At 57.0% G+C, this 18,964-nt stretch carries 16 protein-coding genes; 8 read left to right on the top strand and 8 right to left on the bottom strand.

Features of this window, described 5'->3' with window-relative positions; translation table 11 throughout:
* Nucleotides 1-65: hypothetical protein (locus GM298_RS19860; protein ID WP_233210447.1), on the top strand; the 65-nt coding region annotated here is incomplete at its 5' end.
* 130 nt (nt 66-195) lie between these two features.
* Here the strand turns inward: GM298_RS19860 and glpD are convergent.
* Nucleotides 196-1,704, bottom strand: coding sequence for a glycerol-3-phosphate dehydrogenase (gene glpD, locus GM298_RS19855; RefSeq protein WP_025758126.1), 1,509 nt, complete (start codon nt 1,702-1,704; stop codon nt 196-198).
* Between the two features lie 188 nt (nt 1,705-1,892).
* Between glpD and glpE the strand changes: the two genes are divergently transcribed.
* Genes glpE through GM298_RS19840 form a run of 3 tightly spaced genes read left to right on the top strand, consistent with a single transcriptional unit; the run spans nt 1,893 to nt 3,878 of the window.
* Nucleotides 1,893-2,225, top strand: a complete 333-nt coding sequence (gene glpE, locus GM298_RS19850; protein ID WP_003861590.1) for a thiosulfate sulfurtransferase GlpE — start codon at nt 1,893-1,895, stop codon at nt 2,223-2,225.
* Between the two features lie 47 nt (nt 2,226-2,272).
* Nucleotides 2,273-3,103 carry a rhomboid family intramembrane serine protease GlpG gene (glpG, locus tag GM298_RS19845; protein WP_252087980.1) on the top strand — a complete coding sequence of 277 codons (831 nt, stop codon included), beginning with the start codon at nt 2,273-2,275 and terminating at the stop codon, nt 3,101-3,103.
* 16 nt (nt 3,104-3,119) lie between these two features.
* A complete protein-coding gene (locus GM298_RS19840; protein WP_025758123.1) occupies nt 3,120-3,878 on the top strand; it encodes a DeoR/GlpR family transcriptional regulator in 759 nt (252 codons plus the stop codon).
* A 97-nt stretch (nt 3,879-3,975) separates the two neighbouring features.
* On the opposite strand, the gene malT is transcribed toward GM298_RS19840, so the two are convergent.
* Complete coding sequence (gene malT, locus GM298_RS19835) at nt 3,976-6,681, bottom strand: HTH-type transcriptional regulator MalT (protein WP_045285989.1); 2,706 nt, start codon at nt 6,679-6,681, stop codon at nt 3,976-3,978.
* Between the two features lie 584 nt (nt 6,682-7,265).
* Between malT and malP the strand changes: the two genes are divergently transcribed.
* Both malP and malQ read left to right on the top strand, forming a co-directional pair.
* A complete protein-coding gene (malP, locus tag GM298_RS19830) occupies nt 7,266-9,659 on the top strand; it encodes a maltodextrin phosphorylase (RefSeq protein WP_266155107.1) in 2,394 nt (797 codons plus the stop codon).
* A gap of 9 nt (nt 9,660-9,668) precedes the next feature.
* Nucleotides 9,669-11,750 carry a 4-alpha-glucanotransferase gene (gene malQ / locus GM298_RS19825; RefSeq protein WP_088244401.1) on the top strand — a complete coding sequence of 694 codons (2,082 nt, stop codon included), beginning with the start codon at nt 9,669-9,671 and terminating at the stop codon, nt 11,748-11,750.
* A 74-nt stretch (nt 11,751-11,824) separates the two neighbouring features.
* Here the strand turns inward: malQ and gntT are convergent, their stop codons facing one another.
* From gntT to gntX, 3 genes are all read right to left on the bottom strand, one after another.
* Nucleotides 11,825-13,141, bottom strand: coding sequence for a gluconate transporter (gntT, locus tag GM298_RS19820; protein WP_024907902.1), 1,317 nt, complete (start codon nt 13,139-13,141; stop codon nt 11,825-11,827).
* 362 nt (nt 13,142-13,503) lie between these two features.
* Nucleotides 13,504-14,079, bottom strand: coding sequence for a Fe-S biogenesis protein NfuA (nfuA, locus tag GM298_RS19815; RefSeq protein WP_266155106.1), 576 nt, complete (start codon nt 14,077-14,079; stop codon nt 13,504-13,506).
* Between the two features lie 61 nt (nt 14,080-14,140).
* Nucleotides 14,141-14,824, bottom strand: a complete 684-nt coding sequence (gene gntX / locus GM298_RS19810) for a DNA utilization protein GntX (protein WP_266155105.1) — start codon at nt 14,822-14,824, stop codon at nt 14,141-14,143.
* A 36-nt stretch (nt 14,825-14,860) separates the two neighbouring features.
* Between gntX and bioH the strand changes: the two genes are divergently transcribed.
* Complete coding sequence (bioH, locus tag GM298_RS19805; RefSeq protein ID WP_045285985.1) at nt 14,861-15,634, top strand: pimeloyl-ACP methyl ester esterase BioH; 774 nt, start codon at nt 14,861-14,863, stop codon at nt 15,632-15,634.
* Nucleotides 15,635-15,745: 111 nt separating this feature from the next.
* Entirely contained in the window at nt 15,746-16,015 is a 270-nt protein-coding gene (locus tag GM298_RS19800) for a YdgH/BhsA/McbA-like domain containing protein (protein ID WP_045285984.1), read from the top strand.
* A 33-nt stretch (nt 16,016-16,048) separates the two neighbouring features.
* Here GM298_RS19800 and feoC read toward each other — a convergent pair whose 3' ends face one another.
* From feoC to feoA, 3 genes are read right to left on the bottom strand one after another with little or no spacing between them, the layout of a single operon-like run.
* The gene (gene feoC, locus GM298_RS19795; protein WP_025758111.1) at nt 16,049-16,285 is read right to left on the bottom strand and encodes a [Fe-S]-dependent transcriptional repressor FeoC; all 237 of its coding nucleotides are present in this window, start codon (nt 16,283-16,285) and stop codon (nt 16,049-16,051) included.
* A gap of 10 nt (nt 16,286-16,295) precedes the next feature.
* Entirely contained in the window at nt 16,296-18,614 is a 2,319-nt protein-coding gene (feoB, locus tag GM298_RS19790) for a Fe(2+) transporter permease subunit FeoB (protein ID WP_128338810.1), read from the bottom strand.
* A gap of 30 nt (nt 18,615-18,644) precedes the next feature.
* Complete coding sequence (gene feoA, locus GM298_RS19785; protein ID WP_008503050.1) at nt 18,645-18,872, bottom strand: ferrous iron transporter A; 228 nt, start codon at nt 18,870-18,872, stop codon at nt 18,645-18,647.
* Between the last annotated feature and the right edge of the window lie 92 nt (nt 18,873-18,964).

Genomic DNA, 18,964 nt, shown 5'->3' with positions numbered 1-18,964 from the left:
ACAGCACGAAAGTGGGGGTGATCGACCTGAAGAAAAAGTCGATCACCATGGGTAAAGGATGTTAAAAAGTGTTCACCGTGTCCCCGAACACCTGTCTACCATGTCCCCGGACTGTACACCCCAGAGGGGAGAGGGAACTTGAACACCCTCTCCCCTCTGGGGAGAGGGCTGGGGTGAGGGGACAGGCCGCACACATCAAGACGCTAACGACAATTCACGCTTCCCCGCATGCTGCAGCAACCACTGCGCCACGCGGGACTGCTGTTCGGCGTTAAGCCACATCCCTTCTTTGGTACGACGCCAGATGGCATCGTCCAGACGGCGAACCCATTCGTGTTCGACCAGATAACGCAGCTCGGCTTCGTACAGCTCGTGACCGAAATGTTCGCCCAGATCGGCAAGCGCTTTCGCGTCACCCAGGAGCAGTTCGGTGTTGCTGCCGTAGGTGCGGGCATAGTGGCGTGCCATCCCCTCGGTGATGAACGGGAAGCGACGACGCAGCTTCGCGGCGTAATCATCGCGGTTGCCGCCAATATCACCGCCGGGCAGTACCGCGTCTTTGGTCCATGCCGGGCCAATGCCTTTGTAGTACGGCGCCAGTTTTTCCAGCGCGTGCTCGGCCAGCTTACGGTAGGTAGTGAGCTTACCGCCAAACACCGACAGCAGCGGCGCCTGACCGTCTACGTCGTGAATATCAAGCGTATAGTCGCGGGTGATGGCCTGCGGGGAATCCGATTCATCATCGCACAGCGGACGCACGCCGGAGTAAGTCCAGACCACATCATCGCGCGACAGCTGTTTCTTAAAGTGCGCGTTATACACTTTCAGCAGGTAGTTAACTTCGCTCTCGTCGATCTCAACGTTTTTCGGATCGCCTTTGTACTCCACGTCGGTGGTGCCGATGATCGAGAATTCGTCCATCCACGGGATGACGAACACAATGCGCTTGTCTTCGTTCTGCAGAATGTAGGCCTGTTTCTGGGTATGCACGCGCGGCACCACAATATGGCTGCCTTTGATCAGGCGAATGCCGTACGGGGAGGGCAGATGCATGCCGTCATCAAAGAACTGTTTCACCCACGGACCGGTGGCGTTCACCAGGCCGCGCGCTTTCCAGCTGAATTTCTCGCCGGTATCGATATCTTCCGCTTCGACAATCCACAGGCCGTTTTCACGGCGGGCGGCAGTGGCACGGGTGCGGGTTTTCACCTCGCCGCCTTTCTTCTCGACCATCTGCGCATTGGCCAGCACCAGGCGCGCATCGTCCACCCAGCAGTCGGAATATTCGAAACCGCGCACGATTTCAGGTTTAAGGACCGATTCTGAGCCAAAACGCAAACCGGTCGAACCCGGCAGACTGGTGCGTTTACCCAGATGATCGTACATAAACAGACCGATTCGGATCATCCACGCCGGACGCAGATGCGGGCGATGGGGCAGGCGGAAGCGCATCGGAATCGCCAGATGCGGCGCCATTTTTAACAGCACTTCACGTTCAGCCAGTGCTTCACTGACCAGTCGGAATTCGTAGTGTTCCAGGTAGCGCAGGCCACCGTGAATCAGTTTGGAGCTGGCGGACGAGGTCGCACAGGCGAGATCGTTAGCTTCCAGCATCAGTACGGATAAGCCGCGTCCTGCGGCATCGACCGCAATACCGGCACCGTTGATGCCACCGCCTATCACAATCAGATCTTTGGTTTCCATAACACCCTCACGCACTTTCGTTAAAGCTCAGAAATGTTCGATATCGCTCATAATAGCAAAGGAACGCGCTTTTGGTAACATCAAAAAAACAATTTAGAGTGATATGGATAACATAATGGCGTTTACCCGCCGCCAGGACGTACACTACGCGGTAAAATCATGTCGCCGACCACTGTAAAGAGAACACCATGGATCAGTTTGAATGTATTAACGTAGAAGAAGCCCACCAGAAGATGCACCAGGGAAAAGCGGTGCTGGTGGACATCCGCGATCCGCAGAGTTTTGCGATGGGCCACACGCCAGGCGCGTTCCATCTCACCAACGACACGCTGGGCGCCTTTATGCGCGATAACGACTTCGACACGCCGGTGATGGTGATGTGCTACCACGGCAACAGCAGTAAAGGCGCGGCGCAGTATCTGCTTCAGCAGGGTTACGAGGCGGTATACAGCGTCGATGGTGGCTTCGATGCCTGGCATCGCCATTTCCCGGCGGAAGTGGAATACGCTTTTGAGCGCTGATCCCGCTATACTGTCCCCTTTTGTGTGGAAATAAGCGACCGCTGCCCATGTTGATGATCACCTCTTTTACCAACCCGCGCGTCGCCCAGGCGTTTGTCGACTATATGGCGACGCAGGGCGTTATTCTGACCATCCAGCAACATACACAGACCGACGTCTGGCTGGCCGATGAGAGCCAGGCCGGGCGGGTAAACGAGGAGCTGGCGCGTTTTCTGGAAAACCCTGGTGACCCGCGCTATCTGGCGGCAAGCTGGCAGTCGGGTCAGACCGGTAGCGGATTGCACTACAGCCGCTTTCCCTTTCTTGCCACCATTCGCGAGCGCGCAGGCCCGTTTACGCTGCTGCTGATGGCGGCCTGCATTATCATCTTCATTATCATGAATGTGGTGGGCGACCAGAGCGTCATGATCGCCCTGGCGTGGCCGTATGACCCGTCTCTGGATTTTGACGTCTGGCGCTACTTTACCCACGCGCTGATGCACTTCTCGGTGATGCATATCCTCTTTAACCTGCTCTGGTGGTGGTATCTCGGCGGTGCCGTGGAGAAGCGTCTGGGCAGCGGGAAGCTGATCGTTATCACCATTATTAGCGCCCTGCTGAGCGGCTACGTGCAGCACAAATTCAGCGGCCCGTGGTTTGGCGGGCTCTCCGGCGTGGTGTATGCCCTGATGGGCTATGTCTGGCTCAGGGGCGAGCGTGACCCTGAAAGTGGCATCTATCTGCAGCGCGGATTAATAACCTTTGCGTTAATATGGCTTATTGCCGGATGGTTTGATCTGTTTGGTATGTCTATCGCCAATGGTGCGCACGTCACCGGGCTGGCCGTTGGGCTGGCGATGGCCTTTGCCGACACGCTCCATGCGCGAAAACGAACATAATTCTCAGGGATAATTGATGAAACAAACACAACGCCATGACGCCATTATCGAACTGGTTAAAAAACAGGGATACGTCAGCACCGAAGAGCTGGTTGAGCAGTTTGCCGTCAGTCCACAAACCATCCGTCGTGACCTGAACGACCTGGCCGATCAAAACCGCATTCTGCGCCACCACGGCGGCGCGGCGCTGCCGTCCAGCTCGGTCAACACCTCCTGGCACGACCGCAAAGCCACGCAAACGGCAGAAAAAGAGCGCATTGCCCGTAAAGTGGCCAGCCAGATCCCCAACGGGGCGACGCTGTTTATTGATATCGGCACCACGCCGGAAGCGGTGGCCCATGCCCTGCTGGATCACGAGAACCTGCGCATCGTGACCAACAACCTGAACGTGGCCAATACCCTGATGCAGAAAGATGATTTCCGCATTATTCTCGCCGGCGGTGAACTGCGCAGCCGCGATGGCGGAATTATCGGTGAAGCGACGCTCGATTTTATCTCTCAGTTCCGTCTCGACTTCGGCATTCTCGGGATTAGCGGCATCGACAGCGACGGCTCGCTGCTGGAATTTGATTACCACGAAGTACGCACCAAGCGGGCGATCATTGAAAACTCACGGCACGTGATGCTGGTTGTGGATCACTCGAAGTTTGGCCGTAACGCGATGGTCAACATGGGCAGCATCAGCATGGTGGATGCGGTCTATACCGACGTGATGCCGCCGGCGGGCGTTATGCAGGTGATTAAAGATAATAATTTGCAGCTGGAACTGTGCTAACGGTTGTGTCGGGTGGCGCTGCGCTTACCCGACCTACAAATTGTTCTCCCTCTCCCTGTGGGAGAGGGCCGGGGTGAGGGCATCAGGCCGCACAAAACTAAACTCCGTACCCCATCATCTTCAACAATTGCTGCGCATGCTGCACCGCATCCTGACGATGCGCCACACCCAGCTTCTGATACAGATTGCGGATATGCGTTTTGATGGTGGTCGCCGCCACCGCCAGCTCACCGGCAATCTGCTCATTGCTGTAACCGGAATAGATCAGCCCCAGAACCTGCCATTCGCGCTGAGTCAGCGGGCTGGTACGGATCAGTTCCGGCACTTCCGGGTGGTTCAGCAGACGTTCAACGAAGTTCTCGTCGAAATGGGCAAACTTGTGGCGATGATGCTGGTTAATCTCGCGCAGAATGCGTTGGGCGCGATGCTGATCCAGCTCCGGCAGCGTATTGAGCTGAATCAGCTGACGCAGCTGCTGCGCCATCACTTCACCTTCAATCACAAAGTGGCTGATAAACCCGGTGCGGTTAGCCAGCTGTAGCGCTTCCAGCAGCACGCGCTGCGCATCGTTTTTACGGCCCGCCTGCCAGTAGAGCTGGTTTTGCAGGAGCAGGTTGCGGTTGAGGTCGCTCATCAGACGCAGGCTGCGCGCGTTCTCGTTCAACTCCTCCAGCACAATCTCTGCGGGCTCTAATTCACCAAGCAGGATCTGCGCGCGGGCAATGTTGCGCCACTGGCTCTGCAGGAAGTGGTTATTGGCAAATTCCGGTTTTGGCGTCTGGCGTAACCAGTTGGCGGCGGATTTTTTATCGCCGGTCATCTGCCAGTAAATCACCCGGACCTTATCGGCGTTTGAAACCCAGTCGCTATGATACTGACCGTTGCCGAGCAGGTTTTCCAGGCGGTTAAGATGGTTGCGGGCGTTATCGAGATCGCCGCGCGCCAGCGAGCACTGCACCAGTAGCGCCAGACACTGCAGCTGCTGCTGAGGCTGGAAGCTGGAGAGGACGTCCACACCCTGGCGGGCGCAGCTTTCGGCTTCATCCAGACGCGACCATGCCCACAGGAGCTGAGCGCGAATACGCAGCAGGAACTCGTGCATCGGCAGTTGTTCAAGATGCTGTTCACGAATCAGCTGGAACGCTTTTTCCTGGTTTTCCCAGGCGGCCTGCAGGAACCCCTGCGCGAACAAAATTTCGCTTTGCTGGATCAGGCTCCACAGCGCGTAATGCCAGACATCATGGCGACGCGCCATCTGCTCGGTTTGTTGCATCAGCGACAGGGAGCGCGTCAGCTCGCCTTTGCAGTGCAGCACTTCACCGTGTACCGACGTGGCAACAATCCGGCTGTAGAAGTTAGCGAGCGGCAGTTCATCCAGGGCAACCATCGCCAGGCGCTCAGCCTCATCCGGGTCGCCGTCGTTAATCGCTACCTGGGCCCGCAGGGCGTTAAATTCACCGTGCAGGGGCGTATCCATGTTGCTTTCCATCTCCTGCTCCGCGCGGGCCAGCAGGGTGTTCACTTCGCTGTAGCGATGCTGGCTCTGCATCAGCCAGGCCTGAAGCAGGACCAGACGTGGGTTCTCCAGCAGGCTTTCCCACGGCAGGGCTTTAAGCGACTCTTCCAGCAGCGTCAGTTCGCTGTGGTTAAACAGGCCCCACGCATGGTTGAGAAGGATATCGCGCAGCATGCTGGCATCACCCGCCGCCAGGGCGTGGTGAATGGCTTCGCTCGGGAAGCCCTGCGCCATCCAGCTTTCGGCGGCGGCGCGGTGAATTTCCGGCAGTTCAACCGCCAGCTCCCACTGGCAACGCTGGCGCAGGAAGCTGCCAAACAGCGGATGATAACTAAACCACTCGCCGGGGTCGTCCATGCGGGTCAGGAACAGGCCCTGACGTTCAATCTCTTCAAGCTGTAGCTGACCGTTTTCACACCCCGTCACGCGCACGATTAACGCATCGTTCATGGAGCGTAGCAGCGAGCTTTTCAGCAGGAAATTGCGTGTCGCCGGATCAACGCTGTTCAGCACCTCGTCCACGAGGTAATCCGAAAGGTGGCTGGCGTTGATGCCCGCCAGGCGGCGCGCAGACTGATGCGCCGGGCTGTTGTTTTGTCGGGCAGAGAGGGCGATGAGCTGCAGCGCCGTCGCCCAGCCGGCGACGTCGTCGCACAGGCGGCTGCTTTCGGCGGCCTCAATCGGTGACGTCAGGCGGCAGTCAAAGAACTGTTTTGCTTCCTGGTGGGTAAAGGCCAGCTGCTGGCTGCCCACTTCGAGAAGCTGATCGCGCACGCGCAGGTTTGCAATCCCCAGCTGTGGCAGATTGCGTGACAGCACCACTAAGGTCAGGTTTTCCGGCTGATGGCGCAGGAAGAAACGCATCGATTCATGAATCACCGGGTTGGTAATGAGGTGGTAATCATCAATCACCACGTATAGCGGGCGATGCCATTCGGCCAGCTCGATAAACAGCTGGGAGAAAAGGGAGGACAGGCTGGCGTACTGGCGCTTTTGCACCATCACCTCGCTGGCGACGCAGTGTCCATTGGTTGCCTGCTGAATAGCGGCAATCAGATAGCTGGCAAAACGCTCTTGCTGGTTATCGCCCTCATCAAGGGAGTACCAGCCAAGATCGCTCTTACCTGCTGCCCATTGCGAAATGAGCGTTGTTTTTCCATAACCTGCAGGGCTCGTAACCAGCGCCAGTCGGAAATTATGTGCGCCGGAAAGTTTAGCCAACAGACGCTCGCGGACCACGGTATGGTCAAGGCGAACCGGGCGACTTAATTTTGACGGAATCAACATAGGTTTCACTTCACTGTGGGGACGAGAGATTTTATTTTTTTTGCGCTTCGTAATTAATAGATATAAGGTCGGCCAATAAGTTAACTATTGCAAGTTATGTCTGAATTTGGTGGCTCTGAATTTGCACTCTGTCACAAAACATTCAGGCAGATGGCGGAACTTTCTGGAAAGGGCTTTGATGCCTTGTCAGTGCTGGCTTGTATGGCTGTGCTGCGGCTGCGCTGAAACTGGTTTCAGAAAGGGATAGTGACGGAAAATTTAATATACCCGGTGTAAAGTTAAGGGGGATTAATAATCTCCTTAGTAATGACCTGATTGCAGAAATATTATTCTACGTAAGTAATCATTTCAGCGCGTTTTAATTTCAGCCGAAACTGCATTTCATTTCTTTGACATTCTCCACGGTGACGATTTCCTCTTCCGGGCACACTCGAACTATGCTCTGAGAGTGGCCTCGATCACACTTTTCTGCTCATCCCCGCTACTCCTCCCTGTCTAATCCCCCGCGGGAGGAGGAAGAGGTGAAATGAGCCAGGCACACTAGCGCCAACTTGTGTTTTCTTTCTAAAGGATGCCGATCCCCTATGTCACAGCCTACCTTCAACAAAGCTCAATTCCAGGCTGCCCTGACGCGTCAGTGGCAGCGTTTTGGCCTTCATGCTGCTAACGAAATGACGCCTCACCAGTGGTGGCAGGCAGTGAGCGGTGCGCTCGCAGAGCAGCTGGATGCTCAACCTCTGGCAAAACCGGTAAAAGGTCAGCGCCATGTCAACTACATCTCAATGGAGTTCCTGATTGGCCGTCTGACGGGCAACAACCTGTTGAACCTCGGCTGGTATCAGGAGGTGGGGGACGTGCTGAAAGAGCACGACATTAACCTGACCGACCTGCTGGAAGAAGAGATTGACCCTGCGCTGGGTAACGGTGGTCTGGGGCGTCTGGCGGCCTGTTTCCTGGACTCCATGGCAACCGTCGGGCAGTCGGCGATTGGCTATGGCCTGAACTATCAGTACGGTCTGTTCCGTCAGTCATTTGCCGATGGTCATCAGATGGAAGCGCCGGACGACTGGCACCGTAACACCTACCCGTGGTTCCGCCATAACGCGCAGCTGGATGTGCAGGTCGGGATTGGCGGGAAAGTCACGAAGCAGGGGCACTGGGAACCGGCGTTCACCATCACCGGTGAAGCCTGGGACCTGCCTGTACTCGGCTACCGTAACGGCGTGGCGCAGCCGCTGCGTCTGTGGCAGGCGAAGCATGCGCATCCGTTTAACCTGACCAAATTCAACGACGGCGATTTCCTGCGCGCCGAGCAGCAGGGCATCGACGCCGAGAAGCTGACCAAGGTGCTCTACCCGAACGACAACCACCTGGCGGGTAAAAAACTGCGTCTGATGCAGCAGTATTTCCAGTGCGCCTGCTCTGTGGCGGACATTCTGCGCCGCCATCATCTGGCGGGCCGCAAGCTGGCGCAGCTGCCGGACTTCGAAGTGATTCAGCTTAACGACACGCACCCGACCATTGCCATTCCTGAGCTGCTGCGCGTGCTGATCGACGAGCATCAGCTGAGCTGGGATGACGCCTGGGCGATTACCAGCCGCACCTTCGCTTACACCAACCACACCCTGATGCCAGAAGCGCTGGAGTGCTGGGATGAGAAGCTGGTGAAAAACCTCCTGCCGCGTCACATGCAGATCATCAACAAGATTAACGACCAGTTTAAAACGCTGGTGGATAAAACCTGGCCGGGCAACAAAGCGGTCTGGGCGAAGCTGGCGGTGGTCCACGATAAGCAGGTTCGCATGGCGAACATGTGCGTGGTGAGCGGCTTTGCGGTGAACGGCGTGGCGGCGCTGCACTCGGATCTGGTGGTGAAAGACCTCTTCCCGGAATACCACCAGCTGTGGCCGACCAAATTCCATAACGTGACCAACGGCATTACGCCGCGTCGCTGGATCAAGCAGTGCAACCCGCTGCTGGCCGGTCTGCTGGACAAAACCCTGAAGAAAGAGTGGGCCAACGATCTGGACCAGCTCATCAATCTGGAAAAATATGCGGACGACGCAAAATTCCGCGAGCAGTACCGCGCCATCAAGCAGGAGAACAAAGTCCGTCTGGCGGCGTTTGTTAAAGCGCGTACCGGGATTGAGATCAACCCGCATGCCATTTTCGATATCCAGATCAAACGTCTGCACGAGTACAAACGCCAGCACCTGAACCTGCTGCACATTCTGGCGCTGTACAAAGAGATCCGCGAGAACCCGCAGGCCGACCGCGTACCGCGCGTGTTCCTGTTCGGTGCGAAAGCGGCGCCGGGCTACTATCTGGCGAAAAACATCATCCTCGCCATCAACAAAGTGGCGGCGGCGATCAACAACGATCCGAAAGTCGGCGACAAGCTGAAGGTGGTGTTCCTGCCGGACTACTGCGTCTCTGCGGCTGAAATGCTGATCCCGGCGGCGGATATCTCCGAGCAGATCTCGACTGCGGGTAAAGAAGCCTCCGGTACCGGCAACATGAAGCTGGCGCTGAATGGCGCGCTGACCGTCGGTACGCTCGACGGGGCCAACGTCGAAATCGCCGAGAAGGTGGGTGAAGAGAATATCTTTATTTTCGGCCACACCGTGGAAGAGGTGAAAGCCATTAAGGCCAAAGGTTACGACCCAGTGAAGTGGCGCAAGAAAGACAAAGTGCTGGATGCAGTACTGAAAGAGCTGGAAAGCGGTAAATACAGCGACGGCGACAAGCACGCGTTTGACCAGATGCTGCACAGCATGGACAAACACGGCGGTGACCCGTATCTGGTGATGGCCGATTTCACAGCCTATGTGGACGCGCAAAAACAGGTCGACGTGCTGTATCGCGACCAGGAAGCGTGGACCCGGGCGTGCATTCTGAACACTGCCCGCTGCGGTATGTTCAGCTCTGACCGCTCAATCCGTGATTATCAGGCCCGTATCTGGCAGGCAAAACGCTAAGGAAGCGCGATGGAGAGTAAACGTCTGGACAGCGCCGCGCAGGCGGCGGGGATCAGCCTCAGTTACATTAATGCTCACGGCAAACCGCAGTCTATTGGCGCCGACACCAAAAGACGTTTGCTGGATGCCATGCACAAAACCGACGCGAAAGCGTCGGCTGCACCGGTGCCGAACGTGAAGGTTTTCACCTCGGGGAAAAAGATGCCGCTGGCGGTGGAGGGGCGCGGCGAGTTTACCTGGCTGCTCACCACCGAAGACGGCCAGCAGCATAAAGGCCACGCCACCGGCGGTAAGACCCTTAACCTTCCGGCAAAACTGCCGGAGGGTTACCACTCCTTAACGCTCACCCAGGATGACCAGCGCTTCCATTGCCGGGTGATCGTCGCGCCAAAACGCTGCTATGAGCCGCAGGCGTTGCTTGAGGGTAAAAAGCTGTGGGGCGCCTGCGTGCAGCTCTACACCCTGCGTTCAGAGAGCAACTGGGGTATCGGTGATTTTGGCGATCTGAAGAAAATGCTGGCCTCCGTGGGGGAGCGCGGCGGCGCGTTTATCGGCCTCAATCCGATCCATGCGCTTTATCCGGCCAACCCGGAGAGCGCCAGCCCGTACAGCCCGTCATCCCGCCGCTGGCTGAACGTGATTTATATTGATGTTAATGCGTTAGACGACTTCAAAAACAGCCAGGAGGCGCAGGCGTGGTGGAAACTCAGCACCACCCAGCAGGCGCTGAAGCAGGCGCGTGACGCGGACTGGGTGGACTATTCTACCGTCACGGCGCTGAAAATGGCCGCGTTGCGTCTGGCGTGGAAAGGCTTTTCACAGCGCGATGACGAGCAGATGGCGTCCTTCCGCCAGTTTGTCACTCAGGAGGGCGAGAGCCTGTACTGGCAGGCAGCATTTGATGCGCTGCACGCATATCAGGTGAAAGAGGACGAAATGCGCTGGGGCTGGCCGGTGTGGCCGGAAGCGTATCAGTCCGTCGACACGCCGGAAGTGAAAGCCTTCTGTAAAAAACACGCGGATGAAGTGGACTTCTACCTGTGGCTGCAGTGGCTGGCGTACAGCCAGTTTGCCGCCTGCTGGCAGGTGAGCCAGGGCTATAAGATGCCTATCGGCCTGTATCGTGACCTGGCCGTCGGCGTCGCAGAGGGCGGTGCGGAAACCTGGTGCGACCGTGAACTCTACTGCCTGAAAGCCTCCGTCGGCGCGCCACCGGATATCCTTGGCCCGCTCGGCCAGAACTGGGGCCTGCCGCCGATGGATCCGCACGTGATGGCGGCGCGCGCGTACGAGCCGTTTATCGACCTGCTGCGCGCCAACATGCAGAACTGCGGGGCATTGCGTATCGACCACGTGATGTCTGTGCTGCGCCTGTGGTGGATCCCGTACGGTGAAACGGCGGATCACGGGGCCTATGTGCAGTATCCGGTTGACGATCTGCTGTCGATCCTGGCGCTGGAAAGCAAGCGTCACCAGTGCATGGTGATCGGCGAAGATCTTGGCACCGTACCGGTGGAAATTGTCAGCAAACTCCGCGACAGCGGCGTTTACTCCTATAAAGTGCTCTATTTTGAAAACGACCATGAGAAAACCTTCCGCGCGCCGAAAGCGTACCCTGAACAGTCAATGGCAGTCGCGACGACGCATGACCTTCCTACGCTTCGTGGCTATTGGGAAAGCGGGGATCTGACGCTCGGTAAAACGCTGGGTCTCTATCCGGATGAGGATGTGCTTCGCGGCCTGTATCAGGATCGCGAGCTGGCAAAGCAGGGCCTGCTGGATGCACTGCATAAGCATGGCTGTCTGCCGAAACGTGCCGGGCATAAGGCATCGCTGATGGCGATGACCCCGACGCTCAACCGTGGTCTGCAGCGTTACATTGCTGACAGCAACAGTGCCCTGCTGGGCCTGCAGCCGGAAGACTGGATTGATATGGCGGAGCCGGTCAACATCCCGGGCACCAGCTATCAGTACAAGAACTGGCGTCGCAAGCTTTCCACTACGCTTGAGAAGATGTTTGCCGATGACGGGGTGAACAGGCTGATTAAGGATTTGGATAAGCGCAGAAGGGCGGTGGGCAAGAAGCGGTAGTTCCACCCTCACCCTGGGGGAGAGGGAATGGAATGTAGGCCGGGTAAGCGTCAGCGCCACCCGGCTTTTTTACATCAAACCACCATATTCAGCAGCAGCACCCCGACCAGACCGCACACCGAAATAATGGTTTCCAGCGCGGACCAGGACTTGATGGTTTCACCGATTGTCAGGTTGAAGTACTCCTTGAACAGCCAGAAGCCCGGGTCGTTGACGTGAGAGAAAATCACGCTACCGGAACCGACGGCAATAACCATCAGCTCAGGGCTCACGCCCGTGGTCGCAATCAGCGGGGCAACGATACCGCCTGCGGTGATCGCCGCAACGGTCGCAGAGCCCAGCGCAATACGCAGAACCGCGGCGATGGACCAGGCCATCAGGAGTGGCGACACGTTGGTTTCATGCATCATGGCCGCGATGTATTTGTCCACGCCGCTGTCGACCAGAACCTGCTTGAACGCACCGCCACCGCCGATGATCAGCAGCATCATGGCAATGATTTTGATGGACGAGGTCAGCGTGTCGTTGATCTGATCCATTGAACGGCCGCGGTTCAGACCGAAGGTGAACATCGCAATCAGGACCGCAATCAGGGTTGCCATCACCGGGTCACCCAGGAATTCGGCCACGGACAGGAATGCATGACCTTTTGGCAGGATCATCTCTGCCACGGCGCGCATCGCCATCAGGATCACCGGTACCAGAGAGGTCCAGACGCTGACGCCAAAGCCAGGCATCTCTTCTTCGGTGAAGGTTTTCGCGCTGTACAGACCTTCCGGAATCGGCTTATCAATGCCTTTCAGGAAGCGGGCATAGACCGGACCGGCCAGAATAACGGTCGGGATCGCCAGAATGGTACCGAACAGCAGGGTTTTCCCCATATCCGCGTGGAAGATGGTCGCAATAGCGGTTGGACCCGGGTGCGGCGGCAGGAAGCCGTGGGTAACGGACAGCGCCGCAGCCATTGGCACACCGACATACAGCAGCGGGATGCTCGCCGCAGCCGCGATGGTAAACACCAGCGGCAGCATCAGCACGAAGCCCACTTCATAGAACAGCGCGAAACCGACGGTAAAACCGGTTAATACAACCGCCCACTGGATGTTCTTCTTACCAAATTTGTCGATAAGCGTGGTGGCAATACGCTGGGCGCCCCCGCAGTCCGCCAGCATTTTGCCGAGCATGGCGCCGAAGCCCATGATCAACGCCAGGCTGCCGAGCGTGCCGCCAACGCCGGCTTTAATCGAGCTGATGACTTTTACCAGCGGCATCCCCTGCATCAGACCGACTGCAAGCGCCACCAGAACCAGAGCGATAAATCCGTTCATTTTGAAACGGATCATCAAGAGCAGTAATAACACAACACCGATAGCAACGATGACTAATGGCATGATTTACCTGGCCTTTGAATTGTTATGGGTAACGTCATTGTTTCAACGACAAGTTCCGATTGTCCCAACTGGGAACAGAGTGTTAACGGCACTCATACTGATGCCTTCGAAACCATTAAGTTTAGTCGGCTGTTATAAGGATGCTGAGTGCCCACGAGAATGATACGGGTAACATGACGAGATTGAGAATCACCCTGGGAGGCTAAATTTGAATTATGAGACGCAGGTCAACATATAGAGGGGGGCGGGATAACAAAAGCCGGGTGGCGGCTTCGCCGTACCCGGCCTGGGATTCGGATGCAGTAACTGTTTTGTAGGCCCGGTAAGCGCAGCGCCACCGGGCAATACGGGCGGGCAAAGAATCAGTAGTATGAGTGCTCGCCGCGCTGGTGTTCAGTCAGATCGCGCACGCCTTTCAGTTCCGGGAATTCGTTCAGCAGCTGCTTCTCGATCCCCTCTTTCAGGGTCACATCCACCATGGAACAACCGTTACAGCCGCCGCCAAACTGCAGAATGGCGAAGCCTTCGTCGGTGATCTCCATCAGGGAGACACGACCGCCGTGGCCAGCCAGCTGTGGGTTGATCTGGGATTGCAGCAGATACTCAACGCGCTCCATCAGCGGGGCATCGTCAGAGACTTTGCGCATTTTCGCGTTTGGCGCTTTCAGGGTCAGCTGAGAACCCAGCTGGTCGGTGACGAAGTCGATCTCCGCATCTTCAAGATACGGTGCGCTCAGCTCATCAACGTAGGCGGTGAGCTGTTCAAATTTCAGGGCAGTGTCGGTGGATTCCACCGCGTCCGGCGGACAATAAGAAACACCACATTCTGCATTCGGAGTGCCTGGATTAATCACAAACACGCGGATCTGCGTCCCTTCTTCCTGATTTGCCAGCAGTTTGGCAAAGTGCGCTTGTGCAGAATCGGAAATACGGATCATAGCTTTGGCCTAATAGTTGACTAAATTACCTGGGTATAATCATACGCCCATTGAAGAAGGGCTACAAGGTACGGCACAGACACCATACCTGAACCGACGCGGCGCCGCTTTGCAAAAGCAGTCGGGAAAGTTCAGCAACGGTACTGCCTGTGGTGACGACATCATCCACAATCGCGATATGGAGGCCGTCGACCGGCAATTCAAGGCGAAAGGCATTTTTGAGGTTTCTTTTGCGAAGCCGGGCGTTGAGCTGATGCTGGATGGCGGTGGCATGAACACGCGTAAGCGCGCGGGCGTCATACCGACAGCCAAGCCAGCGGGCGAGGGGGCGGCAGATCAGATCGCTCTGGTTATAGCCGCGCCGCCAGTGCCGACGCTGGTATAAGGGCACGTTAACCACCCTGTCGATTTTCGGCAGGGCGTGCTGACGCCGTGCCTGTAAAACCGCCAGCAGTAGCAGGCGGGCCAGGGGCGGGGCCAACGAACTTTGACCGGAAAATTTCAGCGAATGAATAAGCCTGCTTAGCGGCGGAACATAATCATCCACGGCCACCAGCGCGTGCCACGGCGGGGCTTTTTTCAGACAACGACCGCAGGGAAGCGCGGGGTTCGTGGCCGGTAAACCGCACTGTGGGCAGGTCGCGATACGCCTTGTGAACGATCGCGTGCAGACAGAACAGATACCCCATCCACTGAGCGCAAGCGGCATTTGGCATAGCCAGCACAAGCCAGGCACTGTTAGCATGTGCAACCTCCATGTGAAAAAAGAGAACAGTAACTGATGAAGACGCTGTGGTGGCAGACTGCAGGAACAGGAAATTGCCATCTTGTGCTGCTGCACGGATGGGGCCTGAACGCAGAAGTATGGCATTGCATAAGTGAGGAACTCGCCTCGCATTTCACCCTGCATCTGGTGGACCTGCCCGGTTTTGGCCGCAGCCGCGGTTTTGGGGCGATGTCGCTTGATGAGATGGCCCGGCAGGTTCTGGACGCTGCGCCGCAAAACGCCATCTGGCTCGGCTGGAGCCTGGGTGGGCTGGTGGCAAGCCAGATTGCGCTGTCGCAGCCCGAGCGCGTAAAGGCGCTGGTGACCGTGGCCTCGTCGCCCTGCTTTAGCGCACAAGAGGCGTGGCCAGGCATAAAACCTGACGTGCTGGCGAGCTTCCAGCAACAGCTGAGCGAAGATTTCCAGCGGACCGTCGAGCGCTTCCTCGCCCTGCAGACGATGGGCACGGAAACCGCGCGTCAGGATGCGAGAACGCTGAAGCAGACCGTGCTTTCCCTGCCGATGCCGGAGGTGGAGGTGCTTAACGGCGGGCTGGAGATCCTGAAAACGGTCGACCTGCGAGAGCCGCTGGCTGCGCTGGCCATGCCGCACCTGCGTATCTATGGTTACCTCGACGGCCTGGTGCCGCGTAAAGTGGTTCCGCTTCTGGATGCGCTGTGGCCGGAGAGCGAGTCGCAGGTCATTGCCAAAGCCGCGCACGCCCCGTTTATCTCTCATCCGGCGGAATTTTGTTCAGCGCTCATTGCGTTAAGTCAACGTTTCGACTGATTATTTTCCATCCAGCCTGGAAAAAGTAACACACCGCAACCATACTCCATTTGTCGTTGCGGTTGTTCTGCCTACGATAATCAAAACAACAATCCTATGGAGAGTCAGGCTATGAAACTTGTTACAGGTATTGTCACTTCTCTGGTTATTGGGTCACTTTCATTTGGCGCCTTTGCGGCAAAAGAGCTGGAAAAAGATAAAGTTGCAGGAATGAATCTGACCAAAATTGGTGAGATTTCTACGTCTGACACCACCGCGCCGATGGATGCAAGAGCAGAACTGTCGAAAAAAGCGGATGAGCTGGGTGGAACCTACTACGTTGTCACCAGTGCTGAAAAACAGACTAAAAACGTACGCGCAACAGCGGACGTTTATAAGTAATACGATAAAGCCGGGCATCACAGCCCGGCTTTATTATCGCAGTGCCCACCACTCCCTGAGGCAGGCTTTACCTTCCGGGCAGCTTTTACAACTGCCGGAGAGGCAACCTTCCGCGTCTTCCTGAATCCGCACGGCTTTCCCCATCGCTTCAAGCCTTTCCAGCATGGCATCGATCATCGGCTGCGGCGTATGCAGGGTGAGGCTTAATTGTCTGGCCTCCATCCGTCCCTGTAGCGCCAGCAGATCTCGAACCTGAATCAACGATGCCATGAGGTGCTCCTTAGTGACAGTCGCCCGCCGGGCTATTGCAGCAGGTCGCGGCGGTTTTACGCTTCGCCAGCAGGTCGATATCGACGCGGCTGCGCGCGCGCCGTAACAGGCCGAGCACGATGACGTTAAACAGAACCACCGCGAGGATGCAGACCAGGCTGTAGCGCGGGTGCTGGCTGAAGTTAACGGTCTGATAGAAGAGCGTTGCCAGCGAGTAGGCGATGTTTAACCCCCACAGGATGGAGAAGCCCATCCAGCCGCGGCTGGACTCACGGGCAATTGCCCCCATCACCGAGATGCACGGGATATAGAGCAGAACAAAGATGAGGTAGCTATAGGCCGCGGAGGCGCTGCCAAATTTCTCGCTCATCACGCCCATGGCGCCCGTCGCCATTTCACCGTCGCCTTTGCTGGCTTCAATCGGGTTGGCCAGCACGCTCAGGCTAAAGGTATCTTTCAGGCTCTGCCAGGTTTCCTCTACGGCACCCAGCAGTTCATGGCCGAGATGAAACACCGCCGGATCAAATTCCTGCTCCTGAATGTTCTCTGCGGTGTAGAGCGTGTTAAGTGTGCCGACAACCACCTCTTTCGCCATCGCACCGGTGAACAGCCCGACGGTTGCCTGCCAGTTATCCTCATGCACGCCAATCGGTTTGAAGACCGGGGTGATGACGCGGCTGACGGAGGCAAGGGCCGAGTCATTGATATTATCTGCCGCCTGCCCGCTAAGGGTGAAGCTGTTCAGCGCGCTCAGGAAAACACTGACGATGACAATCACCTTACCGGCGCGCAGCACAAAGCCTTTCAGGCGCTGCCAGGTCTGGATCACCAGGCTTTTCAGATGCGGCACATGATAGACCGGCAGCTCCATCACAAACGGTGAGGCTTCACCCCGCATGATGGTGTGTTTCAGCATCAAGCCGGTGAGGATCGCCATCACGATGCCCAGCACATACAGGGAGAAGACCGCCAGCGCGCCCTGCTGGCCAAAGAAGGCGGCGGCAAAGACGGCAAAGATCGCCAGGCGGGCACCGCAGGACATGAACGGCGCCATCATGATGGTCATCAGACGTTCGCGGGGCGCATCAAGTGTGCGCGCCCCCATCACCGACGGGACGTTACAGCCAAAGCCGACAATCAGCGGGACGAAGGATTTACCCGGCAGGCCCAGCGCCTGCATCAGGCGATCCATCACGAACGCGGCGCGCGCCATGTAACCGGAGTCTTCCAGGAACGAGAGGAACAGGTACATCATGCCGATCTGCGGCACCAGCGGCAGAACGGTGTTGATACCGCCGCCGATCCCCTGTGCGAGGAAGATGGTTAGCCATTCCGGGAAGTGCAGGGTGTAGCCTACCCACTGAATTCCATGCACGAAGACCGCAACGGAACCGGCATCGAAAATCGGCTGGAGCGCGCCACCAATGTTAATGGCGAGCAGGAACATCACGTACATGACCAGCAGGAAGATGGGTAAGCCGAGGAAGCGGTTAAGCACAACCTTATCCACCGCCGCCGTAAAGCGGCTGGGTTCTGCCGTGAGGGCATTACTGACCACATCGCAGATCGACGCGATGGCCTGGTAACGAGCATCGGCGATGTGCAGCGCCGGGTCATCCAGTTCGTCGCTCAGACGCGCCATGGTTACGTCGAGTTTATCAGCCGCATGTCCGGCGTAAGCACGGCTGTAGATATCGCCTTCCAGCATCTGCAGGCCGAGCCACAGCCGCTGTTTCGCCGGCATACTGTTGTCCATCTCCTGCGCCAGCATATGGGCTTCGCGCAGGAGGGGCTTCGCGTAATGCACCAGTTCAACGTCGCGGTTCCCCGCATGGCGATCGATGGCGAGCTTCAGGGAATCAATCCCGCGAGCGCGCGTCGATACCAGCGGAACCACCGGGCAACCCAGGCGCGCGGAGAGGGCATCGACGTCGATGCGCAGCTTTTGTTTCTCCGCAATGTCGAGCATGTTGAGCGCCACGATGCAGGGGATCCCCAGCTCCAGCAGCTGCAGCGTCAGATAAAGGTTACGCTCGAGATTGGAGGCATCAACCACGTTGATCAGCAGGTCCGCGTCGCCGCCCAGAATATAGTGACAGGCAATTTGCTCATCGAGCGAGGTTTGCGACGAAATGGTGGTTAAAGAGTAGGTGCCGGGAAGGTCAACCAGCGTGACCTGGTTGTCGGTTGTCGTAAACTGACCCTCTTTACGCTCAACCGTTACCCCGGCCCAGTTGCCCACGCGCTGGCGGGCCCCTGTCAGCTGGTTAAAAAGCGTCGTCTTGCCGGAATTAGGATTGCCAATTAAGCCAATAGTTAACTTTTTCATTTTTTTAGACTCACTGAAACCGCTGGCTTGTTATCGGGATAAGGCTTCGACTTCTATTAATGCGAGGTCTTTCTTACGCAGTACCAGATTCACGCGTCGGGTTTCGATATGAACCGGATCGCCTAACGGGGCCACGCGTACCACCTGGAATGACGAGCCGGGCAACATGCCCAGTGACAGCAGCTTTTGCCGATAGGCCGGGCTAATTTCGCGGGTAAAACCGGTAATCTTCCATGCACTGTCTGGAGTGAATTGCATAATGCCTGATTCCACGAAAGGTTAAATAATCTACTATGCGATGATAATGAGAATAGTTTTTATCAGCAATATTAAAACTGTGACGGAATGTT

It is taken from the genome of Enterobacter sp. HSTU-ASh6 (assembly GCF_026319105.1).
Taxonomy (GTDB): Bacteria; Pseudomonadota; Gammaproteobacteria; order Enterobacterales; family Enterobacteriaceae; genus Enterobacter; species Enterobacter sichuanensis.
Note: the sequence above shows the minus strand (reverse complement) of the source record. Positions and strands in the feature narration are given on the sequence as shown.